This window comes from Klebsiella sp. P1927 (assembly GCF_018204675.1).
Lineage (GTDB): Bacteria > Pseudomonadota > Gammaproteobacteria > Enterobacterales > Enterobacteriaceae > Klebsiella > Klebsiella pneumoniae.
Genome location: NZ_CP073377.1, coordinates 655,654 through 679,813, shown reverse-complemented (window position 1 = coordinate 679,813; position 24,160 = coordinate 655,654). Strand labels below are relative to the sequence as shown.

The 24,160-nt window shown below is 61.2% G+C and carries 26 protein-coding genes, 3 tRNA genes and 1 riboswitch; of the genes, 6 read left to right on the top strand and 23 right to left on the bottom strand.

The window, feature by feature from the left end; genetic code table 11:
- Together tcdA and mltA are read right to left on the bottom strand one after the other, a co-directional pair.
- Positions 1–822 carry a tRNA cyclic N6-threonylcarbamoyladenosine(37) synthase TcdA gene (gene tcdA, locus KB892_RS03560; RefSeq protein WP_002915577.1) on the bottom strand — a complete coding sequence of 274 codons (822 nt, stop codon included), beginning with the start codon at positions 820–822 and terminating at the stop codon, positions 1–3.
- 89 nt (positions 823–911) lie between these two features.
- On the bottom strand, positions 912–2,009 hold the full coding sequence (mltA, locus tag KB892_RS03555; RefSeq protein ID WP_002915579.1) for a murein transglycosylase A: 1,098 nt from the start codon (positions 2,007–2,009) through the stop codon (positions 912–914).
- A 210-nt stretch (positions 2,010–2,219) separates the two neighbouring features.
- Between mltA and KB892_RS03550 the strand changes: the two genes are divergently transcribed.
- The 3 genes from KB892_RS03550 to KB892_RS03540 all read left to right on the top strand — a co-directional run bounded on the left by KB892_RS03550 (position 2,220) and on the right by KB892_RS03540 (position 2,515).
- Positions 2,220–2,296: transfer RNA gene (locus tag KB892_RS03550), tRNA-Met, on the top strand.
- Between the two features lie 33 nt (positions 2,297–2,329).
- A tRNA-Met gene (locus tag KB892_RS03545) sits at positions 2,330–2,406 on the top strand.
- A gap of 32 nt (positions 2,407–2,438) precedes the next feature.
- A tRNA-Met gene (locus KB892_RS03540) sits at positions 2,439–2,515 on the top strand.
- A gap of 95 nt (positions 2,516–2,610) precedes the next feature.
- Here KB892_RS03540 and cobT read toward each other — a convergent pair.
- From cobT to pduF, 21 genes are all read right to left on the bottom strand, one after another.
- Positions 2,611–3,666, bottom strand: a complete 1,056-nt coding sequence (gene cobT, locus KB892_RS03535; protein ID WP_004151088.1) for a nicotinate-nucleotide--dimethylbenzimidazole phosphoribosyltransferase — start codon at positions 3,664–3,666, stop codon at positions 2,611–2,613.
- Positions 3,667–3,709: 43 nt separating this feature from the next.
- The gene (cobU, locus tag KB892_RS03530) at positions 3,710–4,255 is read right to left on the bottom strand and encodes a bifunctional adenosylcobinamide kinase/adenosylcobinamide-phosphate guanylyltransferase (RefSeq protein WP_002915611.1); all 546 of its coding nucleotides are present in this window, start codon (positions 4,253–4,255) and stop codon (positions 3,710–3,712) included.
- A complete protein-coding gene (locus KB892_RS03525; RefSeq protein WP_002915613.1) occupies positions 4,249–5,772 on the bottom strand; it encodes a cobyric acid synthase in 1,524 nt (507 codons plus the stop codon). Before KB892_RS03525 ends, cobU begins: the two co-directional genes overlap by 7 nt.
- Complete coding sequence (locus KB892_RS03520; RefSeq protein ID WP_002915614.1) at positions 5,769–6,593, bottom strand: energy-coupling factor ABC transporter ATP-binding protein; 825 nt, start codon at positions 6,591–6,593, stop codon at positions 5,769–5,771. Before KB892_RS03520 ends, KB892_RS03525 begins: the two co-directional genes overlap by 4 nt.
- 8 nt (positions 6,594–6,601) lie before the next feature.
- On the bottom strand, positions 6,602–7,279 hold the full coding sequence (locus KB892_RS03515) for an energy-coupling factor ABC transporter transmembrane protein (RefSeq protein WP_002915616.1): 678 nt from the start codon (positions 7,277–7,279) through the stop codon (positions 6,602–6,604).
- Complete coding sequence (locus tag KB892_RS03510) at positions 7,266–7,547, bottom strand: energy-coupling factor ABC transporter substrate-binding protein (protein WP_002915619.1); 282 nt, start codon at positions 7,545–7,547, stop codon at positions 7,266–7,268. The genes KB892_RS03515 and KB892_RS03510 overlap by 14 nt, the downstream gene beginning before the upstream one ends.
- A gap of 1 nt (position 7,548) precedes the next feature.
- Positions 7,549–8,286, bottom strand: a complete 738-nt coding sequence (cbiM, locus tag KB892_RS03505; protein WP_002915621.1) for a cobalt ECF transporter S component CbiM — start codon at positions 8,284–8,286, stop codon at positions 7,549–7,551.
- Complete coding sequence (locus KB892_RS03500) at positions 8,286–8,996, bottom strand: cobalt-factor II C(20)-methyltransferase (RefSeq protein ID WP_002915624.1); 711 nt, start codon at positions 8,994–8,996, stop codon at positions 8,286–8,288. Before KB892_RS03500 ends, cbiM begins: the two co-directional genes overlap by 1 nt.
- The gene (gene cbiK, locus KB892_RS03495) at positions 8,993–9,787 is read right to left on the bottom strand and encodes a sirohydrochlorin cobaltochelatase (protein ID WP_002915626.1); all 795 of its coding nucleotides are present in this window, start codon (positions 9,785–9,787) and stop codon (positions 8,993–8,995) included. The genes KB892_RS03500 and cbiK overlap by 4 nt, the downstream gene beginning before the upstream one ends.
- Positions 9,788–9,797: 10 nt before the next feature.
- Entirely contained in the window at positions 9,798–10,583 is a 786-nt protein-coding gene (locus tag KB892_RS03490) for a cobalt-precorrin-6A reductase (protein ID WP_002915627.1), read from the bottom strand.
- Entirely contained in the window at positions 10,580–11,305 is a 726-nt protein-coding gene (locus KB892_RS03485) for a precorrin-3B C(17)-methyltransferase (RefSeq protein ID WP_002915629.1), read from the bottom strand. The genes KB892_RS03490 and KB892_RS03485 overlap by 4 nt, the downstream gene beginning before the upstream one ends.
- Positions 11,305–12,360 (bottom strand): cobalt-precorrin 5A hydrolase, encoded by a 1,056-nt coding sequence (gene cbiG / locus KB892_RS03480; RefSeq protein ID WP_004151091.1) that lies wholly within the window; start codon positions 12,358–12,360, stop codon positions 11,305–11,307. Before cbiG ends, KB892_RS03485 begins: the two co-directional genes overlap by 1 nt.
- The gene (locus KB892_RS03475; RefSeq protein WP_004149602.1) at positions 12,341–13,114 is read right to left on the bottom strand and encodes a cobalt-precorrin-4 methyltransferase; all 774 of its coding nucleotides are present in this window, start codon (positions 13,112–13,114) and stop codon (positions 12,341–12,343) included. Before KB892_RS03475 ends, cbiG begins: the two co-directional genes overlap by 20 nt.
- Positions 13,107–13,676, bottom strand: coding sequence for a decarboxylating cobalt-precorrin-6B (C(15))-methyltransferase (locus tag KB892_RS03470; RefSeq protein ID WP_002915684.1), 570 nt, complete (start codon positions 13,674–13,676; stop codon positions 13,107–13,109). Before KB892_RS03470 ends, KB892_RS03475 begins: the two co-directional genes overlap by 8 nt.
- Positions 13,666–14,271, bottom strand: coding sequence for a cobalt-precorrin-7 (C(5))-methyltransferase (locus KB892_RS03465; RefSeq protein WP_004151092.1), 606 nt, complete (start codon positions 14,269–14,271; stop codon positions 13,666–13,668). The genes KB892_RS03470 and KB892_RS03465 overlap by 11 nt, the downstream gene beginning before the upstream one ends.
- Positions 14,265–15,404 (bottom strand): cobalt-precorrin-5B (C(1))-methyltransferase CbiD, encoded by a 1,140-nt coding sequence (gene cbiD / locus KB892_RS03460; protein ID WP_002915708.1) that lies wholly within the window; start codon positions 15,402–15,404, stop codon positions 14,265–14,267. The genes KB892_RS03465 and cbiD overlap by 7 nt, the downstream gene beginning before the upstream one ends.
- A complete protein-coding gene (locus KB892_RS03455) occupies positions 15,401–16,036 on the bottom strand; it encodes a cobalt-precorrin-8 methylmutase (protein ID WP_002915711.1) in 636 nt (211 codons plus the stop codon). Before KB892_RS03455 ends, cbiD begins: the two co-directional genes overlap by 4 nt.
- Positions 16,037–16,046: 10 nt before the next feature.
- Positions 16,047–17,006 (bottom strand): adenosylcobinamide-phosphate synthase CbiB, encoded by a 960-nt coding sequence (gene cbiB, locus KB892_RS03450; RefSeq protein ID WP_002915724.1) that lies wholly within the window; start codon positions 17,004–17,006, stop codon positions 16,047–16,049.
- On the bottom strand, positions 17,003–18,379 hold the full coding sequence (locus KB892_RS03445; protein WP_002915727.1) for a cobyrinate a,c-diamide synthase: 1,377 nt from the start codon (positions 18,377–18,379) through the stop codon (positions 17,003–17,005). Before KB892_RS03445 ends, cbiB begins: the two co-directional genes overlap by 4 nt.
- A gap of 92 nt (positions 18,380–18,471) precedes the next feature.
- A riboswitch (cobalamin riboswitch) is annotated at positions 18,472–18,650 on the bottom strand.
- A 281-nt stretch (positions 18,651–18,931) separates the two neighbouring features.
- Complete coding sequence (gene pocR / locus KB892_RS03440) at positions 18,932–19,843, bottom strand: transcriptional regulator PocR (protein WP_004181164.1); 912 nt, start codon at positions 19,841–19,843, stop codon at positions 18,932–18,934.
- Between the two features lie 203 nt (positions 19,844–20,046).
- On the bottom strand, positions 20,047–20,856 hold the full coding sequence (gene pduF, locus KB892_RS03435) for a propanediol diffusion facilitator PduF (protein WP_002915732.1): 810 nt from the start codon (positions 20,854–20,856) through the stop codon (positions 20,047–20,049).
- Between the two features lie 523 nt (positions 20,857–21,379).
- Between pduF and pduA the strand changes: the two genes are divergently transcribed.
- Genes pduA through pduC form a run of 3 tightly spaced genes read left to right on the top strand, consistent with a single transcriptional unit; the run spans position 21,380 to position 24,156 of the window.
- Positions 21,380–21,664 carry a propanediol utilization microcompartment protein PduA gene (gene pduA / locus KB892_RS03430; protein WP_002915737.1) on the top strand — a complete coding sequence of 95 codons (285 nt, stop codon included), beginning with the start codon at positions 21,380–21,382 and terminating at the stop codon, positions 21,662–21,664.
- Positions 21,661–22,473, top strand: coding sequence for a propanediol utilization microcompartment protein PduB (gene pduB, locus KB892_RS03425; protein ID WP_002915739.1), 813 nt, complete (start codon positions 21,661–21,663; stop codon positions 22,471–22,473). Before pduA ends, pduB begins: the two co-directional genes overlap by 4 nt.
- Before the next feature lie 18 nt (positions 22,474–22,491).
- Entirely contained in the window at positions 22,492–24,156 is a 1,665-nt protein-coding gene (gene pduC / locus KB892_RS03420; protein WP_002915744.1) for a propanediol dehydratase large subunit PduC, read from the top strand.
- Positions 24,157–24,160: the final 4 nt, after the last annotated feature.

Here is a 24,160-nt window from a genome sequence, read left to right as displayed (position 1 = left end):
CTATTTTCCGGAAGCCGCAGCGTCACGCTGCGCTTTCGCCAGCATCTTCTTCAGGGCATGCGACACCGCGACGAAGCCGAAGGTCGCGGTCACCATCGTCGCCGCGCCAAAGCCGGAAGCGCAGTCCATCCGCTTCGGCCCTTCCGCCGTGCTCTTCATTGCGCAGACGCTGCCGTCCGCCTGCGGGTAGACCAGCGCTTCCGTAGAGAAGACGCAGTCTACACCGAGCTTACCTTTGCTGTTTTTCACCACCCCAAACTGGCTTTTCAGCCGCTCTCGCAGTTTGGCCGCCAGCGGATCCTGGATGGTCTTCGCCAGGTCCGCGACCTGGATCTGCGTTGGGTCAATCTGACCACCCGCCCCGCCGGTAGTAACCAGCGGCACCTTGTAGCGGCGACACCAGGCGATAAGCGCCGCTTTCGGCCGGACGCTATCGATGGCGTCGATAACATAGCTAAAGCCGACGCCAAGATATTCCGCCACGTTTTCCGGGGTCACGAAATCATCCACCACCGTCACCCGACACTCCGGGTTGATCAGGCGAATACGCTCCGCCATCACCTCCGCTTTCGCCAGCCCGACGTTGCCGCTGAGGGCGTGGATCTGACGATTGGTGTTGGTGACGCAGACATCGTCCATATCGATAAGGGTGATCGCCCCGATGCCGGTCCGCGCCAGCGCTTCCGCCGCCCAGGAGCCGACCCCGCCGATCCCGACCACGCAGACGTGGGCGTCGGCAAAACATTGCAGCGCTTTTTCACCATATAAACGTGCCGTACCGCCAAAACGCTGGCGCCAGGCATCGCTGATTACAACAGACATAGAACCTCAGAACAAAATGACAGCGCCCGGAGGCCGCCGCAAGCGGCGTCATCCGGGCGCCCTGGTCAACAGGCACGGCCGGGGGGGGGTTAGCCGCTAAAAACATTCCCCGCGCCCGGGGCGTTTTTCAGCACCCATACGCGGCCGTAGTGGTTATACCAGCCGGCACGGTGGCCCGCGTCAGGCCCAATGCCCTGATAGATGTCGAAATGCTGACCTTTGATGGCCCCGCCGACGTCGAGGGCGACCATCAGGCGCAGTTCGTACTGGCCGTTAAACTTGCCGTTATTATCCAGCAGAGGCACCTCGGCCAGCAAGGTGGTTCCTGGCGGAATAATCGACCGGTCGGAGGCCACCGAGGCGCGGCCGATCAGCGGCACAGCGCTGGCCCCTTTCACCGGCGCGAAAGACTGCGGTTTAAAGAACACGAACGACGGGTTCTGCTCCAGCAGCTCACGCACTTCCGCTTCGCTGTGCTTCTCACCCCACTCGCGGATCGCCTGCATCGACATATCTTCTTTCTTCACTTCCCCGCGGTCGATTAGCACTTTGCCGATGCTGCGATAGGGCCAGCCGTTTTTCCCGGCATAGCTAAAGAAGTTGAGCGGCGAACCATCGCCAAAGTCGATATAGCCGCTGCCCTGCACGTCCATGATGAAGTTATCCATCAACGAGTTGCTATACGCCAGCACATAGTTATCGCTCAGCGCGCCGGCATAGATGCTGGCGCGGGACGGCAGCTTACCGCGCTTTGGCGGCATACGGTAAATGGGGTACTGGAATTCGCCCTGACGGGTGTGGCGCGCCTGCACCACCGGCGTGTAGTAGCCGGTAAACTGGACGTTGCCATAGTTGTCGACGCCCTGCATCTGCCAGGCGTCGATGCCAAACTGGCGCAGCGTACGGGTGTCGCCGCCGGCGCGCAGCCACTCCTGCAGCGCGTTATAGACGTTGCTCTGGCTATTATAGAGGCGTGGCGAGGCGTTACGAATTTGATTAACCTGCTCGGAGAAGTCGCCGGCGTTGATCGGCGCCCCGACGGCATCCGGCTGGTTTACCAGTGAAAACGGCTGGGTGAACTTGCCATCGCTATATTGCTGACCGCGGTCGGTCGGTTTTGAGGAACAGGCGGCGAGCATGGCCAGCATTGCCCCCGTCGCTACATATTTTGCCCAACGTCCTTTCATGGTGTCTCATCTTTTGCTGCGAAGCCTTAGTGCGTGTTGAAGATAACAAAGCGCCGGAGCTATTGAAATGCGCGATCTCATCGATGGCACAGATTTGTGTAAAAAAACACCACAACATGGCGTTTTATAAGCCAATTCTTACAAAAATGTCGATTTGGTCGAAAAAAGGTTGCATCATCTCGCTAGCGGAGTATAGTGCGCTTCCACGGACGCGGGGTGGAGCAGCCTGGTAGCTCGTCGGGCTCATAACCCGAAGGTCGTCGGTTCAAATCCGGCCCCCGCAACCAATTAAAATTTGATGAAGTAAAGCAGTACGGTGACGCGGGGTGGAGCAGCCTGGTAGCTCGTCGGGCTCATAACCCGAAGGTCGTCGGTTCAAATCCGGCCCCCGCAACCAATCAAATTTGACAAAGTGAAGCAGTACGGTGACGCGGGGTGGAGCAGCCTGGTAGCTCGTCGGGCTCATAACCCGAAGGTCGTCGGTTCAAATCCGGCCCCCGCAACCAACATTACAAACACCCTCAAGGGTGTTTTTTTGTTTCTGCCGCCGGCAAAACCTCTGCCGAAAACGGGAACGGCCATTGCCGCCCCCATCTCCTGCTTACCCCTTCGGTAACACAATATTGCTTGCCGCCAGCATGCCCATGCGATGGTACATCGCGCAGGCCGCCTCGACGATCGGCATCGCCAGCGCCGCGCCGCTGCCTTCTCCCAGACGCATGCCCATATTGAGATACGGTTCGAGGCCCAGGTGCGCCAACGCGATACGCGCCCCCTTCTCCGCCGAATAGTGGGACGGGATCAGATACGGTTTCACCTCCGGCGCTATCTGACACGCCGCCAGCGCCGCCGCGTAGGAGAGAAAGCCATCCAGCACCACCGGCAGCCCACAGGACGCCGCCCCCAGCATGACACCGGTCATCCCCAGCAGATCGAAACCACCGACTTTGCTCAGTACGTCGAGGCCATCATTCGGGTCGGGCTGATTGACGGCGATAGCCCGCCGCACCACCTCCATCTTGTTGCCAACCTTCGCCAGCGGCAGATTGGCGCCAATCCCGACCACCTCCTGCGCATCGCTGCCGGTCAGGACGCTGACGATCGCTGCCGCCGGCGTGGTATTGGCCATCCCCAGTTCGCCGACGCCAAACAGGGTAACGCCCTCCTGGGCCAGCGCGCGGGTGTAGCGCATCACCTCCAGCAACAGCTCCTGCCCCTGCTCACGGCTCATCGCCGGACCGCGGGCAATATTGCCGCAGCCCCGCGCCACCCGCATATTCACCACGCCGGGCAGCGGTTCGCTATCGATACCGACATCAATTACATGCACTTTCGCCCCGGCCTGGGCGGCGAGCACGCAGACGCCGGTGGTGCCGCGGGTCATATTTGCCGCCTGGATGGCGGTGACCGCCTTCGGCGAAATCGCCACCCCTTCGTCCCACACTCCATGGTCGGCGCACATCACCAGCAAGGCCTTTTTCGCCACCTGCGGCTGGCCGCCCAGGCCGGGCATTCCCGCCAGCTGCACCGCCAGCGCCTCCAGACGCCCGAGGCTGCCGGGGGGCTTGAGTAAGCCGTCGATGTGTTGCTGTGCCCGCGCCATGGCGTCGGCGTCCGGCGCGGGGATCGCCCGCAGAACCGTGTTTAAATTTTGCATACAGAATCCCTGCCAGGGCTGGCCCGGTCAGCCAGCGATTGAGTTATTTGATTTTGACGCCGATGCCGGAGACCACCAGCCAGACCGCATCCGCCGCGGCCGCCAGGCGCTGATTAACCCGCCCGGCAATATCGCGAAAATGCCGCGCCAGGCGGTTCTCCGGCACAATGCCCATCCCCACCTCGTTGGTCACCAGCACGACGTGCGCCGGACAGCGCTGACAGGCGGCAATCAGCACGCCAATTTCGTCATCAATAGCCCGTTCCATGGCGGCGTAATCCCAGCCGTCGGGGTCGCTGTCGCCGCCGAGCGCGAACAGCAGGTTGGTGACCATGGTGGTGATGCATTCCAGCAAAATCGCCTCCGCTGGGGCGATAGCCGGGGTGATCAGTTCATCAAGCTGCTGCCAGCGCTCGGCGGTGCGCCAGTGGGCGGGCCTGCCGTCGCGATGATGCTGGATCCTTGCGGCCATCTCGTCGTCAAAGATTTGCGAGGTGGCGATATATAACACCTGCGGCGCATCGGCAATCAGCGCCTCGGCATGGCGACTTTTGCCGCTGCGCGCGCCGCCGGTAACCAGAGTCAGCATAGGGGCTCCTGATGTTGGCGCATGATGGCGTAAATTTTATCGATGGCGATATGTTCGCGCATGGCCTTGGCCAGCCGATCAAACTGCCGGGTTTTATAGCGGGCATACTCCAGGGCGCTGTCCAGCGGCGCCAGCCCTTTGCTCTGGCGCAGGCCGTTGAGCAGCGCCCGGGTAAAGGCATCGCTGTCGAACAGGCCATGGAGATAGGTGCCGAACGCCAGGCCGTCGTCGCTTATCGCCCCGTCGTCCACTGCCTGCCCCGCTTTATGCAACTGCAGCAGCGGCGGGCAGCCTGCCTCGCGGCGCGTCTCGCCCATATGAATTTCATAGCCACTGACGCGCAGCCCCGCCGCGTCGGCTAACCAATCCGGGAGCGCAGACCCCAGGGTCGCCTGCACCTGGGTGGTGGTTTTGTGCTGGGCGAAGTGGGTCACGGTCTTCAGCACCCCCAGCCCGGGCTGGGCGCCAAGGCCAGACTCCACCTCATCGATAATGGTTTCGCCCAGCATCTGATAGCCGCCGCAGATCCCCAGCAGCGGCACCTTGCGCTGCCGGGCCTGCTCGACCGCGTGCGCCATGCCGCTCTCGCGCAGCCAGCACAGATCGCCGAGGGTATTTTTACTGCCCGGAAGAATGACCAGGTCGGCGTCGGCCAGCGCCTGCGGATCGCGGACATAGCGCACCCGGACGTCTGGCTGTGCCGCCAGGGCGTTAAAGTCGGTAAAATTGGCGATATGCGGCAGGTGAACCACGGCGATGTCGATATCGCGCCGGTCGGTGCGATGGTATTTCCCGGCCTGCAGCGCGACGCCGTCCTCATCCTCGAGATCCACGTCAAGCCATGGCATAACGCCCAGCACCGGCACCCCGGTCAACGCCTCGATCTGCTCTATCCCGGAGCGCAGGAGCGCCACATCGCCGCGGAATTTATTGATGATCACCCCTTTCACCCGCGCCCGCTCCTGAGGCTGCAGCAGCGCCAGCGTGCCGTAAATCGCGGCAAACACCCCGCCGCGGTCGATATCGGCCACCAGGATCACCGGGCATTGCGCCATCTCGGCCATGCCCATATTGACGATATCGCGGTCGCGCAGGTTAATCTCCGCCGGACTGCCGGCGCCTTCCAGCACCAGCGCCTCATACTCTCCGGCCAGGCTCTGGTAGACCGCGAGGATCTGCTCGCGCAGGCGCGGCTTGTACTGGTGATAGCTCACCGCATCCATGCTGGTCGCCACCTGCCCCATCAGCACCACCTGCGCCTGACGGTCGCTGGTGGGCTTGAGCAAAATCGGATTCATGCGGACATCCGGCGCAATCCCGGCCGCTTCGGCCTGGAAAATCTGCGCCCGGCCCATCTCTTTGCCATCCGGCGTAATGCCGGAGTTCAGCGCCATATTCTGTGATTTAAACGGCGCGGTACGCAGCCCATCCTGATGAAAAATGCGGCACAGTCCCGCCACCAGCACGCTTTTCCCCACGTCGGAAGCCGTGCCCTGCAACATCACTGCCAGCGTCATGACGCCTCCTTTATCGCGCCTATCGCGTTGTTGTGCATCCGCTGAAAAAACTCCGCCTCGGTTTTACACAGCGGCAGCCCCAGTTCGCTATGAAGTTTCACCAGCCACGGCTGCGTCAATCCCGCCCTGTCCATCGTCTCCGCGCAGGCAAATACCTCGCCGGGATCCCCCGCGGCCAGCACTTCGCCGTGACGCAGCACGTAAACGGCGTCGCTCACCTCATAGATCAGATCGATATCGTGGCTGGAGATCACCACGCGCCGCCCCTGCCCGACAATGCGGCGGATGATGGCGATCATCTGCGCCCGCCCGCGTGGATCGAGGCCCGCGGTGGGCTCGTCAAGCAGCAGGTAGCGCGCCTGCAGCACCAGCGCCCCGGCGATTGCCACCCGTTTTTTCTGCCCATGGCTGAGGCACTGGATCGGCTGCTGGCGAAACCCCTGGGCATCGACGAGGGTCAACGCCTCATCCACCCGGCGGGCGATCTCCTCTTCCGCCACCCCGAGGTTACGCAGACTAAAAGCGATATCGCTGTCGATATCGGTATAGAAGATTTGCTGATCCGGATCCTGAAACACCGTCGCCACCTGCTGGCGCAGCGCCAGCAGACCGCGCTTGCTGTAATTCAGCGCCTCTCCCTGCCACAGCACCGCCCCCTGCTGCGGGCGCAGCAGGCCGCTCAGGTTCATAAACAGCGTCGACTTTCCGCAGCCGTTGGCCCCCACCAGGCCGGTCACCGCATGGCGGGAAAAATCCAGCGTCAGCCCTTTAAGTACCGGCTCATCCTGATAGCGAAACCAGAGATCGGTTGTGGCAAGCATACTTATCCTTAGAGGTGAAAATCACCCTGGTACAATTTGATATCCAGCGCCGTGCTCATCTGCTGATAGCGCAGGAGGACGCGGGTGAACAGCAGTCCCACCAGCATCGCCAGCGAGCGATAGCCCTGCGGCACGCTACCATAGCCAAAACGCAGGGTTTGCGCGCGGTGAATCGCCATCGCCTCGTCCAACAGAATAAAAATGAAGCGCCAGGTCAGCAGGATCTGCTCCGTCAACAGCCGCGGTACGCGACCGCGCTTGAGCAAGATAATCAGCTGGGGGAAAGGCAGATTAAGCACCAGCCAGAGCGTGGCCGCCATCGCTGCCAGGCTGCGCCAGAAGGTCTCCCCGGCCACGGCCAGCCCCGGAGCGGAAATCCCTATCGAGAAAGCGCCCAGCCGCAAGCTCGCTAACAGCATCTGCGGGTCGCGGCTAACGCTGAACAGAATGGTCAGCACGCCGACCAGCAAAAAGCCAAAGGGTAGCGCCATCCAGCGGCACCAGCGCCAGAATGAGACCCGCAGCAGCCAGCAGGTCAGCGCGGCGGTCAGCGCCAGCGTCAGCGCCTGGCCCCACGCCGGCAGCGTAAAGGCCAGCGCCATCAGCAGCAGCCAGAGCAGAAACTTACGCTCTGGCGCCACCTGCAACCAGCGGCTCTGGTAGCTGAGTCGGTCAAACCCGGTCATCACGGCGCTGTCTGCCCCTCGCATATCCGAGAATGTAAAAAATCACCGCCGCGCCCAGCGAGCCCTGCAGGGTAAACAGCAGACTCTCAATCTCGCCGCTCGCCGGTTCATATAGCGGCTGGAACCAGGGTTGATAATCCGGCGCCACCACCTGGATCTGGCTCTCCGCTTCGCCGTCCGAGCCGCCAAACTCGCCGCCGTGGTTAATAAAAAATGGCAGGATCATCAGGGCGGCCACCATCGCCAACAGGATCAGGGTCTTTTTCATATTAATGTGCCTCCGCGGCGATCAGTCGCCGTTTGGTTAGCTGATCGTAGATCATCACGGTGAGCAAGCCTTCCGCGATGGCGATCGGGATCTGCGTCAGGCAGAAGATGCCCATAAACTTGGCGATCGATCCGCCTGCCCCGGTTGCCGGATCGGGAAAAGCCACCCCGAGCTGGACGGAGGTGACAAAGTAGGTCATCAGATCCGCCAGCATGGCGCAGAGAAAGACCCCGACATCGCGACGGATCCCCGCCCGACAGGCCAGCTTCCACACCAGATAGCCGACCATCGGGCCGATCACCGCCATCGACATCCCGTTGGCGCCAAGGGTGGTCAGGCCGCCATGCGCCAGCAGCAGCGCCTGGAACAGCAGAACGATCGCCCCCAGCACCGCCACCACGCCCGGCCCGAAGAGGATCACCGCCAGACCGACGCCGGTCGGGTGCGAGCAGCTACCGGTCACCGACGGGATCTTCAGCGCCGAAAGAACAAAAATAAACGCCCCGCAGAGGGCCAGCAGCACCTTCTGATTGCTCTCTTCCTGAACGATACGCCGCAGGCGCACCAGGCCGTACCACAGGCAGGGTAAAAACAGCAGCCACCACGCCAGCGCCCACATCGGCGGCAAAAAGCCCTCCATGATATGCATGGCGAACGCCTCCTGCGGGACGATGATCAGCAGAACAGCGGCCGCCAGCCCCCCATACGAAAGCTGCTTCAGCGATTTCACCTGATTCATTACGCCTCCTCCCACTGTTTGTTAACCAGAATGGTCGAGAAATAGGGCAGCGGCTGGTCATCGCTGACCTCGCGCAGACGGCGCCAGCACTGCTCGCCCGGCAGGGTGGCCTCTGACATCATCAGCGCCGCATCCAGCAGCCCCGCCTGCGCCAGCAGCGCCTTAATGCGGGCGAAGCGGCCGTAGACTTTCATCAGCACCAGACTGTCATGCTGGCGCAGCGCCGCGGCAATGTCCGCTTCCGGCGCGGTGCAGGAGATCACCGCCAGCGACTGCTGCTCCATGGCCAGCGGGGTTTTCGCCCGCGCGGCAATGGCGGCGAAGGAGGTAACGCCAGGGACAATCTCCAGCCACTCCGGGCAGCCAATCCGCTGCAGCAGAAAGACCCAGGTGCTGAACAACATGGCGTCGCCGAGGGTGATAAACCCGACCTGCCTGCCCGCCGCCACCTCCTGGGCCAGCGCCGCGGCAACGTCGTTCCACACCGCCTCTTTTTCCGCGCTGTCGGCGCTCATCGGAAAATGGCAGCAGCGGACCTCCGTGTGTGCGCCCAGGTACTCGCGTACGATGGAGAGCGCCAGGCTGTCGCCGCCTTTGCGGCCGGCTGGCGCATACAGCACATCCAGCTGGCCGAGGATCCGCGCCGCACGCACGGTGATCAGATCGGCCGCCCCCGGCCCGCTGCTCAGGGCGTATAGTTTGCCGCTCATGCTGCTTTCTCCATCGTGTCGTTCAGCGCCAGCTGCAGATGGGCGACAAACATCGCCCGCACCGCCGGATTCTCCCCTAACCCGTTAAGCCATGGCGTGGCGGGGATACCGGCGGCATTGAAGCGGGTTTTCCACGAATCGTCTTCGTCGGAGGCCATATCATTAATGGCATGATCGCCGGCCACCAGCATCAGCGGCATCAGATGCACGCCGGTCACGCCCTGGCGGGAGAGTTCGTTAATGACGATGTCCACTTCGGGATAGCTTTCCACCGCCCCCACCCGCGCCGGAAAACCCTGCACCGCCATCATATGATCCAGACAGGCGTAGGCCGCGAAGGCGTGGTGGCTGGCGCCGTGCCCCATAAACACCACTCGCTCCGTCGCCGCCAGCGGCGGCATCTGCTGGCGCAGGGCCTGCATCAGCTGCACGTAATCGCCATGACCGCTCAACAGCGGCGCGCCCAGCGTCAGACGCTGAAAGCGCGGGCGCATGCTCTGCACTTCGCGAACGATCTTCTCGTACTCGTCGCCGTTGATAATGTGCAGGGACTGGATAGCCACATCCTGGTATCCCTGCTCGGCCAGCTTTTGCAGAGCCTGCAGCGGAGTATCGATATGAATACCATCGCGCTGCTGCAGTTTGCGAATAATCATCCCCGAGGTGAAGGCGCGGAACAGCGTGCGGTCCGGGCAGCTGGCGGCCAGATCGCGCTCGCAGGCGGCGATGTTCTTCTCGCGGGTGTCGTGATAGCTGGTGCCAAAGCTCACCACCAGAAGTGCTTTTTTCATATCCTCTTCCTCAAGTCGCCGACAGCCAGCGCGTCAGCCGCGCAGTGAAATCGGCCTGGCTTTGCAGTAGTTCATCGCCCGTCACCAGCGGCGCCGGACGGGTAATGACGATGCAGGGGATCCCCGCATCAAGACAGGGTTGTACTTTTTCCTGATAGCCTCCTTCAGCCCCCGAGGCTTTCGTCACCACAACATCGGCCCGGCACTGGCGATAAAAGGCGGCGTTAAATTCGGCGCTGAACGGCCCGCAGAGGGCGAAGATCTCCCCGACGCCAAACCCCAGATCGCTACAGTGCTGAACCACCTCCGGCACCGGCAGCACCCGGGCGAGCAGCGTTTTCTCCGCCAGTCCCGCCCGCCAGGCCGCCAGATCTTTGCTGCCGGTGGTCAGCAGGATCCGCTCGCCGAGGCGACGAGCCACCGCGCAGGCCTCGTTCAGATCGCCGACCACGTGAAGTAGCGGATGGCGCAGATCGCTCAGCTGCTCCGGCCTTTGATAGCGGCTGAGCAGAACCCCGACGCTGGCGCAGGCGCGCACAATATTCTGGCTGACCACCTCGGCGTAGGGGTGAGAGGCATCGATCACCCAGCGGGTGCGCTGCGCTCTGAGCCACTCCGCCATCTGCTGCCACTCCATACGCCCGCAGCGTATCTGCCCGCGGATATCGCCGGCCAGCCGCTCGCCGGTAGGGGTCGCCACCGACAGGGTGTAGCGTACGTCGGCGGCGTCCAGCTGCTGGCAGATCGCCCGCGCATCGCTGGTGCCCCCGATAACCAGCACGTCGCCGTGATTCACAGCGCGTAGCCTCGCGGGGTGATCATCAGGCCGTTGTCGATGTAAGTCGCTTTGTTGCCAACGATCACCAGACTGGTCATATCCACTGGGGCAAAATCCATCTCCCCGAGGGTGGTCAGCCATTTCTCCTGCTTTTTGCGTCCGGCGGATTTGACTACGCCGACCGGCGTATCTGCGCTTTTACTGGCCGCCAGCAGCGTAAAGGCGCGCGCCAGATGTCCTTCGCGGCCGCGGCTGCGGGGGTTGTAGAAACAGATAACGAAGTCCGCTTCCCCGGCGGCGACTATGCGTTTTTCAATCACCGGCCAGGGCGTCAGCAGATCGCTAAGGCTGATATGGCAGAAATCATGCATCAGCGGCGCGCCGAGCAGCGAGGCGGCGGCGATACTGGCCGTCATCCCTGGGATCAGACGGACCTCAATGTCCAGCTGCTGCTTATTAACCAGCTCCAGCACCAGCCCCGCCATGCCGTAGATGCCGGCGTCGCCGCTGCTGATCAGCGCAACGTTGTGCCCGGCCTGCGCCAGCTCGATGGCCGCCTGGCAGCGCTCAATCTCTTTGCACATGCCGGTTTTGATCACCTGCTTGTCGCCGGTAAAGGCTTTTACCAGGTGGGTGTAGGTCTTGTAGCCCACCACGATCTCTGCCGCCTGCAGGGCCTCCACGGCTTCCATGGTCATCATCGCCTGCGAGCCAGGGCCAATTCCGATTACGTTTAACATCAGTGTGTTACTCCCAAAGTAATGGTCACGCCCTGCTCACGCAGGGTTTCGCCGGACAGGTTTCCCTGACTCAGCAGCCAGGCCACCGGGCCGGAGACGCTGCCGACGCCGACCGTCTCCCGGACAAAAGACGAGGCCGGAAAGCGGTGCTCGTGCTCGCGCAGCGCCTCGGCGCTGAAGGTTTCGAACGGCACCCGGCAGCGGTGAGCCAGCTGGCGCAACCCCGGCTCGTTTGCCTTCAGGCTCACGCTGCCGATCGCTTTCAGCGCCAGCGGGTCAAGACGCTGAGCGGCAAGCTGGCGATCCAGCAACGTACAGAGCAGCGCGCAGGGGGTGTCGCGCCGACAGCCGATCCCCGCCACCACCCGCTGGGGCACCAGCTTCCAGTGAGGCACCGGCAGCGGCGGCAGCGACCGGCGCAGGGTGACGCAGATCAGGGCGTCGAGCGCCGGCAAGCTCGCCAGGTCGCTTACCGGGATAAACCCGCGCCGGTCGCAGCGGCTTAGCGCCCCGATGAATTCGCCGTCGCACCACAGCCCCACCCGCTTACCGCTCACCAGCATCTGGTTAACGGTTTTCACCGCCGCGCGAAAATCGGTCATCCGGGCGTTCAGCTGGAAGGCCAGCGTGTCGAGGGCGGCCAGCTCGTTGACGTCGGTGGCGGTGGTGATCACCGGGTCGGCGTCGAGCATCCCGGCGAGATAGCGGGTTAGCGCATTGGCCCCCCCGGCATGGCCGGAGAGCAAGCTGATGACGTGCCGGGCGCGCTCATCAATCACCACCACCGCCGGGTCGCTGAGCTTGTCATTCACCAGTGGGGCCAGCACCCGCACGGCAATCCCGGTGGCGCCGATAAAAATCAACGCCGAGAAGCTGCTGAACGCCTCGCGGGCAGCGCTGGCAAAGCCGCCGTTGAAGGGGATAAACCCCTCTTCCTGCAGCGCTTCGCTGGTGTAACAGGTAAGCGGCAGCATGGCCGCCAGCCGTTTTGCCAGCCGCACGCCGCCGGGCGTCAGGCAAAACAGGGCAATGGATTCAGGCTTTACGGTATTCATGGCTAAAATCCGCTGCGTACAGTTTTGAGTAGTGATACTCATCGCCGAGGAAGGGGCCGACCAGGATCAGCGCCGTTTTGCGGATCCCGGCGTCGCGTACTTTGTCGCCGATGTCCGCGAGGGTACCGCGGACGGTCTGGCTTTCCGGCCAGGTGGCCTTGTAGATCACCGCGACCGGGGTGGTCGCGGGGTAGCCGCCCTCCACCAGCCGCTCCGCCACCCGGTGAATACGTTGCACCGACAGGTAAATCGCCATCGAGGTTTGATGGCTGGCAAAGGCTTCCAGCTGTTCGCGCGCGGGAACCGGCGTGCGCCCTTCCAGACGGGTAATAATCAGACTCTGCGAGACTTCGGGTACCGTGTACTCCACCCCCAGCTCCGCCGCCGCGCCGAGGAAAGCGCTGACGCCCGGCACCACCTGCCAGCGGATCCCGCGGCGGGTCAGCTCTTCGCCCTGCTCGCGCACCGAGCCATATAGCGAGACGTCGCCCGTCTGCAGACGCACCACCGTTTTTCCCGCCTTCACCCCCGCCTCCATCAGGTCGAGGATCTGCTCCAGATGCAGCGCGGCGCTGTCGTGGCACTCCGCCTGTGGCGGACAGTAGGCCAGTAGCTCGGTGTTGATCAGCGACCCGGCGTAGATCACTACCTGCGCCTGCTGTAGCAGACGGTAGCCTTTGAGAGTAATCAGTTCGCGATCGCCCGGACCGGCGCCGACGAACCACACGCAATGGGGATCAAAAGTCTCAGCCATGGTTTTCTTCCTTCTGACAGGCGATGACAAAAACGGGATTATGGGGTTTGAAGTAGTGGCCGCTGCCCAGGGTAGCCAGGGTGGAGACCGCCAGCTGCTGGCAGTCCACCTCGTGGATGCCGCTCTGCCGCAGGTGCGCCAGGGCGCTATGAAGGTTTTCCTGCAAAATAAAAGTCATCACCAGCCGGCCGCCAGGATGCAGCTGCGCCAGCGACCAGTCGATCAGCGCCGTCAGGTGGCCGCCGCTGCCCCCCATAAAGATCGCGTCGGCTTTGTCGGCGACCGCCAGCGGCGCAACGCCCGCCACGATAGCGATGTTGTCGCAGCCAAAGCGCTGCCGGTTCTCCGCCAGCAGGCGCAGCGCGTCGGCCTGACGCTCAATCGCCGTCACCCGCAGCGCCGGGTTCTGTAGAGCAGCCTCAATGCTGACGCTGCCGGTGCCCGCGCCGATATCAATCAGATGGCGCGCCCGGTGCAGCTCCAGCTTCGCCAGCGCCAGCGCGCGCACGGCCTCTTTGGTCATCGGCACCTGGGCGCCGCGCAAAAACAGCTCATCTTTCATCGAGGATCACCACCGCATTCATCTCATATTCGTCCTCCACGGCGCTGACCGGCAGCCAGTGGATCCGCTCGTTTTCCATCGCCAGATTCTCGCCTATCACCATCCAGCGATGGCCTTTGCCGCGGGCCATCAGCTGGGCGGCTATCTCCCGCGGTCCGCAGCGGCCGTCGGTCACCATGGCGACTTTCCGGTGGGCGGCCAGAGCATCGAAGCTCACCGCCCGGCCATGGCTGCTGGTCAGCCACATATCGTTCATGTCGATGCCCGCCCGGGCGCAGAGGTACTGCACCGCGCTGATGCCGGGGATCACCTGCACTCGTTCCCGGCCAAAATGGGCAATCAGCCGGGTGCCAATGCCATAGAACAGCGGGTCGCCAGAGGCCAGCACCACGACGCGGCGCCCGGTATGGGCCTCAATCCACGCCAGCAGCGCCGGCATATCGGCCCCCAGCGCGAAGCGCTCGCCGGCGAAGTCGGGAAACTGCTGGAGATGGCGGCTGCCGCCCACCAGCGCCTCAGCGGCGGCGATTGCCTCGCGCGCGGCCGGGATCAGCCACTGCAGCCCCGCCGGGCCCATTCCCACGACCGTCAACATGTCAGCTCCCGGGCAATCGCCTCCAGCGGACGGCTGCTGCCCAGTACCTGGTTATCAAAAGAAAACAGAACCGCGTCGCAGGTGGGCGGTTGCTGAGTGAAGCGCAGCATCTCAAGAACACGCTGGCAGATTCGCTCAGCCAGATGGTTATAGAGGCGCTGGTATCCCCAGGCGTCGATATGCTCCATTGCCGCTTCGGTAGTGTCGCACTCGCTGACCAGCGTCAGCAGCGGCAGCGGCGCGCCAAGCAGCGCCAGATGAGCGACGAGAGTTTCCATCCGCGCATCGGCGATATGGCTGTGGGTATGAAAGATCCCGGCGGCGATTTTGATCAGTTTGCCGGGATGGCCAATGAGCACAATCTGGCGGAAACCGAGCCGAACCGCCTCTTCAATCATGTAGCCGACGAAGTTGCTCATGGTGACCACCATCTGCGGGTCGATGCCCATCTGCTCGCGGACAAAGCGCTCACCGTGGTTGCCCGGCACCAGCACCACGCGCTCCAGCCCGGCGGCGCGTTTTATCTCCAGCTCGAGGGAGAGCGAGCGCTTCCAGCTCTCTTCCGACATCGGGGTAACGATCCCCGTGGTGCCGATAATCGAGATCCCGCCGAGGATCCCCAGCCGGGCGTTATAGGTTTTTTGCGCGCGAAGTACGCCTTCCGGAGCAAAAATCTCCACCTGCGCGCCGCGGGTAGGACCTATCGCTTCGCGCACGGCGGTCTCGATGGTGTGCCGCGGAGTGCGGTTTATCGCCGGGCTGCCTGTCGGCAGGCCGATCCCTTTGCGGGTCACCGTGCCGATACCCTCCCCGCCCTGCAGGCTAATCTCTCCGCTGTCATTGAGGGTGACCCGGGCAAAAATCAGCATGCCGTGGGTGGCGTCGACATCATCGCCGCCGTCTTTACGGATCGCGGCGACCGCCTGCTGCCCTTCGACGTGCGGGGACTCAACGTTCAGGCACAGGGTGACGCCGGAGGGGGTGACGATCGAGACCTGATGAATCAGATGCTGGCGCATCACCATCAGCGCCGCCACTTTTGCCGCCGCTGTGGCGCAGGAGCCGGTGGTGTAGCCCTTGCGCAGCGCTTTGCCGTGATGCCACACCGGGGCGTCAAAGGTCTGATCGCTCATTGCGCCTCCCGCAGGTGGTAAAGCAGAGCGTTCACAATCGCTGCCGCCACGTTGCTTCCCCCTTTGCGGCCGAGCGCGGCGATGGCCGGCAGGCCGCTCTCGCTGAGCGCCGCTTTCGACTCCGCCGCGCCGACGAACCCGACCGGCACCCCCACCACGCCGCCGATGGCGGTCTCGCGATGTTCCAGCAGGCGAAACAGCGCGGTTGGCGCATTGCCGAAGACGAACACTTTCTCCCCGGGCTCCTGCACCGCAATATCCACCGCCGCCATCGAGCGGGTCATCCCCCGGCTTTGCGCCTCGCGCACCACCCGCGGGTCGCTGATATAGCAGCGGCATTCGCCGCCAAAGCGGGCCAGCAGGGTTTTGTTGATCCCGGACAGCGCCATGGTGGTATCGGTATACAGCGTGCAGGGCCGGCTCAAGGCCTCACTCAGCGCGATCAGGGCATCCGGAGAAAACCACAGAATATCCAGCCAGTCGAAGTCAGCGGTGGTGTGGATCACCCGCTTGATAATCGCCTCGTGCAGCGGGCTGGCGAAACGGTAGTCCGGTCGCGTTTCGGCGATGATCTCGCTGATGATGTCGAAGCTTTTCGCCTCGATCGCCTGCGGTTGTTGGATGTACTGCATCAGGTTCTCCTCAGGCCGCGCCGACCAGCCAGTAGCGCACGCCGATAAACAGCGCCAGCGCCAGGCTTGACGCCACCCACATTAATCGAATGGTTCGGGAAATATCGTCCACCGCGATGTCGCGGACGGCGTCGCCTATCCAGGGCTTTTCAACGCGCTGGCCGAAGTAATCGTTCGGGCCGCCAAGGCGGATCCCCAGCGCGCCGGCGACGGTCGCTTCCGGCCAGGCGCAGTTAGGACTGCTGTGCTGATAGCGATCGCGCCAGCCCGTACGCAGCGCCCGGGCGCCATCTTCCCGGCATAGCACCGCGGCAAGGCTGAGCAGCAGCCAGCTCAGCCGGGCGGGAAGGAAGTTGGCTACATCATCAAGACGAGCGCTGACCATGCCGATCGCCCGGTATTTTTCGTGTTTATAGCCGACCATGGAATCGAGGGTGTTGACCGCTTTATAGGCCATGGCCAGCGGCGCGCCGCCGAGGAGCAGGAAAAAGAGCGGCGCGATAATACCATCCACCGTGTTCTCCGCCACGGTCTCCACCACCGCACGGTTGATCTGCGCTGGCTGGAGCTGAGAGGTATCGCGCCCGACAATCCAGGAGAGCTTATGCCGGCTTTCGGCGAGATCTCCGGCCTGCAGCGGCCGGGCCACCGCCATCGCCGACTGTGCCAGACAGCGTCCCGCCAGCGCGGTGAAGATCATCCACACTTCCACCAGCCATCCAAGCCAGGGGTGGATCCCGTGCGCCAGCGCCAGTACGCCCCAGGCAACGCCCCATGTCAGGCCGATCACCACCAGCCACATCACCCCGCCGCCGATGCGCAGCGCCCGGTCGCTATGGCAGACGCGTCGCACTACACGCTGGCTGACGGCGATCAGGCGACCTATCCAGCGCACCGGATGCGGCCAGTGCGGCGGATCGCCAATGACGACATCAAGTATCCAGGCTACACACCAGGCGAGAAGGGTCATAGCGCCCTCCTTGCTGCCTGCAGCCAGTGGTTGAGCATGGTCGGGCGCTGGGCAAAATGGACATGGAGATAGCTGGCAAAGGCGCTGCCGGACTGCCATCCTCCCTGCCACTGCTGGAGCGTCTTACCGTCTCGCTGTTTACGGCAGGCCAGTACGGCGGGAGTGGCGGGAGAAAAATCGGAGTAATGAAATTCATGGCCGCGCAGCCACTCGCCAGGGGCTGCCAGCAGCGTCTGCTGCTGCGCCTGCGCTTCGCAGTAGCCGAACCGGGTCAGACGCGTCCCCATTCGGCTGTGTCCGGGAATAATATCCGCCATCGTGTAGCGCTCGCCGCTGGTGACTTCCAGGGTCGTGCCCAGGTACATCAGGCCGCCGCACTCGGCGTAGATCGCCACCCCGCGCCGGTGCGCCGCGCGAAGCTGTGTCAGCATCTCGTGGTTAGCGGATAGCCCGGCCGCATGCAGCTCCGGATAGCCGCCGCCGAGCCAGATCATCTGGCAGGCCGGCAGCTGGCGATCGCGCAGCGGGCTAAAGCGCACCATCTTCACGCCGCAGCGCGCCAGCAGCGCCAGGTTATCGAGGTAATAAAAATTGAAGGCCTCATCGTCGGCGAGGGCCAGCGTCAGTCCTTCGCCGGCATCGGCGGCAAGCTGTTCTCCCCACTCGCCGATCGGCATGGCGGCCAGTTCGCTGAGGGCCAGCAGCCGGTCTATGTCGAGGGTGCGCCCCAGCAGGCTGGCAAAATCCCGCCATGCCTGCTGATTGACCACCGACTCGCGGGCGGTCACCAATCCCAGATGTCGTTCGGGCAGCGCCACGCCTTCCACGCGCGGCACATAGCCGAGCACTGGCACCCGACAGTAGCGCTCAATGGCGCTTTTCAGCAGCTGGAAGTGCGCGTCGCTGTTGACCCGATTGACGATAACGCCAGCGATGTCGAGAGCCGGATCAAAATGTTGAAAACCCATCACCGTGGCGGCGATGGAGGTCGACACCGCTTTGCCATCGACCAGCAAAATCACCGGGCAGCCAAGCTGCTTAGCCATTGCCGCGCTGCTGCAGTAGTTAGGGTCGGTGCCGTAGCCGTCATACAGGCCCATCACCCCTTCGATAACCGCGATATCGGCCTGCTGTAGCTGTTCGGTAAACAGCGCGTTGAGTATCGGGGCGGGAAGCATAAAGCTGTCGAGATTGCGGGAAGCGATGCCGCTGATGGCGGTGTGCCAGGCGGTATCCAGGTAGTCAGGCCCGACTTTACAGGGTTGCACCCGCATACCGCGCTGTTGGAGCAAGCTGAGCAGGCCGAGCGTAACGGTGGTTTTGCCACAACCGCTGCCGGTACCCGCAAGAATGAACGCACGCCTGGTTGCCATACCCTGTCCTGTTCTGGCGGTCAGGGTATAGCTACGCGCATGCCTGGTCCTGCGACCACGCACCGCTAAGCCACCCACTTCCCACCGAAGTTGTTGGTCAGTTACCGGCAGGCAGGTCTTCTGGCTTAGCCTCGTTCTCGCCCGCCCTTCCCAATCTTTCGATCAGTGGTTTTTGCGGGGTCGTCAGCATCACAGCAGCGGGGGCTGCGGGGGATTTACACCCCCTTCCCTGACACCAAACTGGTGTCGAACCTGTCGGTTTGTTTCGCCGATGCGCCCTGCATCGACGGGTATTACTTTATGTTTTCTTTTACCGTTTCATCACTCGTCACAATGACGTCAGTGAAGGAAAGCGGTGTTGTGATAATCAGCTGTCTCGTATTAACGGACACTCTATCTCATCACAAAAATAAAAACTGGTGTAGTTTATCCCTCGAATATCACTATTTTGTTGCGCTATGACAATTTATTGCTCTACTGTCGTTTTTTTCATTTTATATTGATGAAGATACTCGGGGATATCAAAAATCGGCAATAGCAAAATATTGTCATTTAAAAAGACTCAGTTTGTGATCCAGCATTAATTTGCTGACGAAATGCCTGCGGCGTTACCTGATAGGTCTGGCGAAACACTTTGCAAAAATAGCTGGTTTGCGAAAAACCTAAATTCCGCGCGATGCTGGCGATGCTCCAGTCGCTGTGGCATAGCAGCTCTTTTGCGCTCGCCATCCGCTGCTGATTGACCCAGGCGTTAAAACCGATCCCCTGATACTTTTTAAACAGTTTGCTGAAGTAGTACGGGCTGAGATAGACATGCGCCGCCACATCCTCCAGACGCAGCTCATCGGAGAGATGCGCGTCGATATAGCGCAGCGCCTTCTTCATTTTGCCATCGTGCGGCGAGGGCGCCCGGCTGGCCTGCGCCGGATCGTTCTGCGACGGGTTATCTTTGATAACCACAAAGTTGAGCTGTTTTTTCAGGCAATTCTCGACGATCAGCTTCAGCAGATCCGCCGAAGCGATAACCCGCGAATAGTCCATCTCCGGCACATCGCGAAACGCCTGGACCAGCGCCGGATCGTCCTGCCAGCGGTCATCGACGTTCAAGATATCAACCAGTTCAACATCATTGCTCAGACGCACCTGCCCGCACAGCACGAAACCGACCAGGTGGCCGGCGATCACCAGCGGGATGGAAAAATCGGTTAACCCCGCATGACAGCGGTAGATACACAGCTGGTCTTTTTTTGAGGCTTCCAGCCCGCCGCAGCGGTCGCTCATGCGACAGCGTCCGCTGTGCTCCGGGTGCTGACGCATCAGCTGGCAAAACGGCGTGAAATTAAACAATTCAGAAATCTCATCACCGTGAATATTGACGACCACAACCGCCAGACTGGTGGCTTGCGCAAAATCCTGTGCGATTTTATTGATGAGTTCTGAGTTCAAGGTACTCGCAGAAATCATGATAAAACCCCTCAGTTAATTTTTTGTTATAAATAAAACATATTTTTCATATTTACCTTTTTTAGCATCAGATCCCATCGACGATAAAAAAGTGCATTGACAATAACAAAAGTCTCCCAACCCGGGGAGACTTTTTGAGCGGTTCGTGATATCGGTTCATGAAATTAGCCTGGCTATTTCACAGATACATTCCCCTTATGACGCTAACGCGTATTTTCTTCCTCCACGCAGGTATGACAGGGCAGATTATTGGCGATAAGAAAACGATAAATTGCGGCGCCGAGGCAGGCCCCTAACAACGGTGCGATAATGGGCACGATAAAATAGGGAATATCTCTTCCCCCGGTCATGGCGATATTGCCCCACCCGGCGAACCAGGTGAACAATTTCGGGCCAAAATCGCGTGCCGGATTCATCGCGAAGCCGGTAAGCGGCCCGGTCGAGGCGCCGATCACCGCCACCAGAATGCCAATCAACAGCGGCGCCAGTGGGCCCTTGGGTACGCCGTTGCCATCATCGGTGAGCGCCATGATCATCCCCATCAGCATCGAGGTGATCACCACCTCCACCAGCGCCGCATGCCAGATGCTGAGCTCAGGCGCCGGGTAAGTGCTGAATATACTGGCCAGCTGCAGGCTTTCCAGGCTGCCGCGCACCATATGATGCACCGTTTCAAATTGCGTAAACAGGGTGCTGTAAAGTATCCAGGCCAGCACGGCGCCGCCAAACGCGCCGGCGACCTGAGCCACGATATAGGGCACCACTTTTCTGCCCGGGAAGCAGGCAAACAGCCACAGGGCGACGGTGACCGCAGGGTTCAGATGTCCCCCCGAAATGCCGGCCGTCAGGTACACCGCCAGAGAAATACCCAGTCCCCAGATAATACAGATCTCCCACAGCCCCAGGCTGGCGCCGGTCAGTTTCAGGGCGCTCAGGCAGCAGATACCAAAAAACAGAAACAGCCCGGTGCCTAAAAACTCGGCGATACATTGCGCGCGTAAAGAACCATTCATTGTGACACCTCGTGACGAAGTTCGTGTCCAGGCCAGCCAACCATCCGCTGGCTCGTTGGGTACGGCGAGGCCCACTATAGAAACCGGCAGCGGCAAAGTGTTGGCATCCTGCGGAAATCGGGCGGCGTAAAGTCGCCGAAGAAGAATAATTTATTGCTATTTGTTCGCGAATCCATGCAGCAATGGCGGGCGTTCAGGGGGTATTTTAATTTCCAACTAAATGATAAAAAATTGCGAAAGCGCAGTGCTTATTTTCCAACAAATATCACATCACGCAAAATATCGCATAGCAAAAACAATTTAAAAAATCACCTCTTAAAATGTAAATACGGAGCGTGAATTGCAATATAATCACATTTATATAAACAATAAAATCAAATAAAAACAACGATATAAAATAAAATAAATCCATTTTATATTATATAAAAACCACTATTTTTCGCTCTCCACCATCAACTCAGCCATTCTTTTTCGCCGCTCCGCCATATAGTTCCCTCACTGGCACATATCCTGCGAGGTCTTTATGCAACAAGAAGCATTAGGAATGGTAGAAACCAAAGGCTTAACCGCAGCCATAGAGGCCGCTGACGCAATGGTTAAGTCGGCCAACGTTTTATTAGTTGGCTATGAAAGGATCGGTTCAGGCCTGGTGACCGTCATCGTGCGTGGCGACGTGGGGGCAGTTAAAGCCGCCACCGACGCCGGTGCCGCCGCAGCCCGCCACGTGGGCGAAGTGAAAGCCGTACACGTCATTCCCCGCCCCCATACCGATGTTGAAAAAATCTTACCGAAGGGGAATAGCCAATGAGCAGCAATGAGCTGGTTGAACAGATCATGGCGCAAGTCATAGCCCGTGTAGCGACGCCAGAGCAGCAGGCGCTTCCCGATACCCCCCATCCCACAGGAGAGACGGCTATGGCAGAGAAAAGCTGCAGCTTAACGGAATTTGTCGGGACCGCCATTGGCGACACCCTCGGGCTGGTCATCGCCAACGTGGATGCCGCGTTGCTGGAGGCGATGAAGCTCGAAAAACGCTATCGCTCTATCGGCATCCTCGGCGCCCGCACCGGCGCCGGGCCGCACATCATGGCCGCCGATGAAGCGGTCAAAGCCACCAACACCGAAGTGGTCAGCATTGAGCTTCCTCGCGACACCAAAGGCGGCGCCGGCCATGGCTCGCTGATTGTGCTGGGCGGGAATGATGTTTCCGACGTCAAACGCGGGATTGAGGTCGCGCTGAAAGAGCTGGACCGTACCTTCGGCGATGTCTACGGCAACGAAGCGGGTCATATTGAGCTGCAGTATACCGCGCGCGCCAGTTATGCCCTGGAAAAAGCGTTCGGCGCCCCACTGGGCCGCGCCTGCGGCATTATCGTCGGCGCCCCGGCGTCCGTTGGCGTGCTGATGGCCGATACCGCGCTGAAATCAGCCAACGTCGAGGTGGTGGCTTACAGCTCACCGGCCCACGGCACCAGTTTCAGCAACGAAGCCATTCTGGTGATTTCCGGCGACTCTGGCGCGGTGCGCCAGGCGGTGATCTCCGCCCGGGAAATCGGCAAAACCGTACTGGCGACGCTGGGCGCCGAACCGAAAAACGATCGCCCCTCCTACATTTAATACCCGCGAGGCTGATTCATGAGATCGAAAAGATTTGAAGCACTGGCGAAACGCCCTGTGAATCAGGATGGTTTCGTTAAGGAGTGGATTGAAGAGGGCTTTATCGCGATGGAAAGCCCTAACGATCCCAAACCTTCTATCCGCATCGTCAACGGCGCGGTGACCGAACTCGACGGTAAACCGGTTGAGCAGTTCGACCTGATTGACCACTTTATCGCGCGCTACGGCATTAATCTCGCCCGGGCCGAAGAAGTGATGGCCATGGATTCGGTTAAGCTCGCCAACATGCTCTGCGACCCGAACGTTAAACGCAGCGACATCGTGCCGCTCACTACCGCGATGACCCCGGCGAAAATCGTGGAAGTGGTGTCGCATATGAACGTGGTCGAGATGATGATGGCGATGCAAAAAATGCGCGCCCGCCGCACGCCGTCCCAGCAGGCGCATGTCACTAATATCAAAGATAATCCGGTACAGATTGCCGCCGACGCCGCTGAAGGCGCATGGCGCGGCTTTGACGAACAGGAGACCACCGTCGCCGTGGCGCGCTACGCGCCGTTCAACGCCATCGCCCTGCTGGTGGGTTCACAGGTTGGCCGCCCCGGCGTCCTCACCCAGTGTTCGCTGGAAGAAGCCACCGAGCTGAAACTGGGCATGCTGGGCCACACCTGCTATGCCGAAACCATTTCGGTATACGGTACGGAACCGGTGTTTACCGATGGCGATGACACTCCATGGTCGAAAGGCTTCCTCGCCTCCTCCTACGCCTCGCGCGGCCTGAAAATGCGCTTTACCTCCGGTTCCGGTTCTGAAGTACAGATGGGCTATGCCGAAGGCAAATCGATGCTTTATCTCGAAGCGCGCTGCATCTACATCACCAAAGCCGCCGGGGTGCAAGGCCTGCAGAATGGCTCCGTCAGCTGTATCGGCGTACCGTCCGCCGTGCCGTCCGGGATCCGCGCCGTACTGGCGGAAAACCTGATCTGCTCAGCGCTGGATCTGGAGTGCGCCTCCAGCAACGATCAAACCTTTACCCACTCGGATATGCGGCGTACCGCGCGTCTGCTGATGCAGTTCCTGCCAGGCACCGACTTCATCTCCTCCGGTTACTCGGCGGTGCCGAACTACGACAACATGTTCGCCGGTTCCAACGAAGATGCCGAAGACTTCGATGACTACAACGTGATCCAGCGCGACCTGAAGGTCGATGGCGGCCTGCGGCCGGTGCGTGAAGAGGACGTGATCGCCATTCGCAACAAAGCCGCCCGCGCGCTGCAGGCGGTATTTGCCGGCATGGGTTTGCCGCCTATTACGGATGAAGAAGTAGAAGCCGCCACCTACGCCCACGGTTCAAAAGATATGCCTGAGCGCAATATCGTCGAGGACATCAAGTTTGCTCAGGAGATCATCAACAAGAACCGCAACGGCCTGGAGGTGGTGAAAGCCCTGGCGAAAGGCGGCTTCCCCGATGTCGCCCAGGACATGCTCAATATTCAGAAAGCCAAGCTCACCGGCGACTACCTGCATACCTCCGCCATCATTGTTGGCGAGGGCCAGGTGCTCTCGGCCGTGAACGACGTGAACGATTATGCCGGTCCGGCAACAGGCTACCGCCTGCAAGGCGAGCGCTGGGAAGAGATTAAAAATATCCCGGGCGCGCTCGATCCCAATGAACTTGGCTAAGGGG

Bases quoted from the DNA above. Each gene is read 5' to 3' on its own strand.
- KB892_RS03455 (WP_002915711.1), bottom strand. From the start codon at position 16,036: ATGCAGTACATCCAACAACCGCAGGCGATCGAGGCGAAAAGCTTCGAC.
- pduF (WP_002915732.1), bottom strand. From the start codon at position 20,856: ATGAATGGTTCTTTACGCGCGCAATGTATCGCCGAGTTTTTAGGCACC.
- cbiB (WP_002915724.1), bottom strand. From the start codon at position 17,006: ATGACCCTTCTCGCCTGGTGTGTAGCCTGGATACTTGATGTCGTCATT.
- KB892_RS03475 (WP_004149602.1), bottom strand. From the start codon at position 13,114: ATGGCTGAGACTTTTGATCCCCATTGCGTGTGGTTCGTCGGCGCCGGT.
- cobT (WP_004151088.1), bottom strand. From the start codon at position 3,666: ATGCAAAATTTAAACACGGTTCTGCGGGCGATCCCCGCGCCGGACGCC.
- KB892_RS03470 (WP_002915684.1), bottom strand. From the start codon at position 13,676: ATGAAAGATGAGCTGTTTTTGCGCGGCGCCCAGGTGCCGATGACCAAA.
- pduA (WP_002915737.1), top strand. From the start codon at position 21,380: ATGCAACAAGAAGCATTAGGAATGGTAGAAACCAAAGGCTTAACCGCA.
- KB892_RS03500 (WP_002915624.1), bottom strand. From the start codon at position 8,996: ATGAGCGGCAAACTATACGCCCTGAGCAGCGGGCCGGGGGCGGCCGAT.
- KB892_RS03445 (WP_002915727.1), bottom strand. From the start codon at position 18,379: ATGGCAACCAGGCGTGCGTTCATTCTTGCGGGTACCGGCAGCGGTTGT.
- pduC (WP_002915744.1), top strand. From the start codon at position 22,492: ATGAGATCGAAAAGATTTGAAGCACTGGCGAAACGCCCTGTGAATCAG.
- tcdA (WP_002915577.1), bottom strand. From the start codon at position 822: ATGTCTGTTGTAATCAGCGATGCCTGGCGCCAGCGTTTTGGCGGTACG.
- pduB (WP_002915739.1), top strand. From the start codon at position 21,661: ATGAGCAGCAATGAGCTGGTTGAACAGATCATGGCGCAAGTCATAGCC.
- cbiG (WP_004151091.1), bottom strand. From the start codon at position 12,360: ATGAATACCGTAAAGCCTGAATCCATTGCCCTGTTTTGCCTGACGCCC.
- cbiM (WP_002915621.1), bottom strand. From the start codon at position 8,286: ATGAATCAGGTGAAATCGCTGAAGCAGCTTTCGTATGGGGGGCTGGCG.
- cbiD (WP_002915708.1), bottom strand. From the start codon at position 15,404: ATGAGCGATCAGACCTTTGACGCCCCGGTGTGGCATCACGGCAAAGCG.
- KB892_RS03525 (WP_002915613.1), bottom strand. From the start codon at position 5,772: ATGACGCTGGCAGTGATGTTGCAGGGCACGGCTTCCGACGTGGGGAAA.
- cbiK (WP_002915626.1), bottom strand. From the start codon at position 9,787: ATGAAAAAAGCACTTCTGGTGGTGAGCTTTGGCACCAGCTATCACGAC.
- cobU (WP_002915611.1), bottom strand. From the start codon at position 4,255: ATGCTGACTCTGGTTACCGGCGGCGCGCGCAGCGGCAAAAGTCGCCAT.
- mltA (WP_002915579.1), bottom strand. From the start codon at position 2,009: ATGAAAGGACGTTGGGCAAAATATGTAGCGACGGGGGCAATGCTGGCC.
- pocR (WP_004181164.1), bottom strand. From the start codon at position 19,843: ATGATTTCTGCGAGTACCTTGAACTCAGAACTCATCAATAAAATCGCA.
- KB892_RS03510 (WP_002915619.1), bottom strand. From the start codon at position 7,547: ATGAAAAAGACCCTGATCCTGTTGGCGATGGTGGCCGCCCTGATGATC.
- KB892_RS03515 (WP_002915616.1), bottom strand. From the start codon at position 7,279: ATGACCGGGTTTGACCGACTCAGCTACCAGAGCCGCTGGTTGCAGGTG.
- KB892_RS03465 (WP_004151092.1), bottom strand. From the start codon at position 14,271: ATGTTGACGGTCGTGGGAATGGGCCCGGCGGGGCTGCAGTGGCTGATC.
- KB892_RS03485 (WP_002915629.1), bottom strand. From the start codon at position 11,305: ATGTTAAACGTAATCGGAATTGGCCCTGGCTCGCAGGCGATGATGACC.
- KB892_RS03520 (WP_002915614.1), bottom strand. From the start codon at position 6,593: ATGCTTGCCACAACCGATCTCTGGTTTCGCTATCAGGATGAGCCGGTA.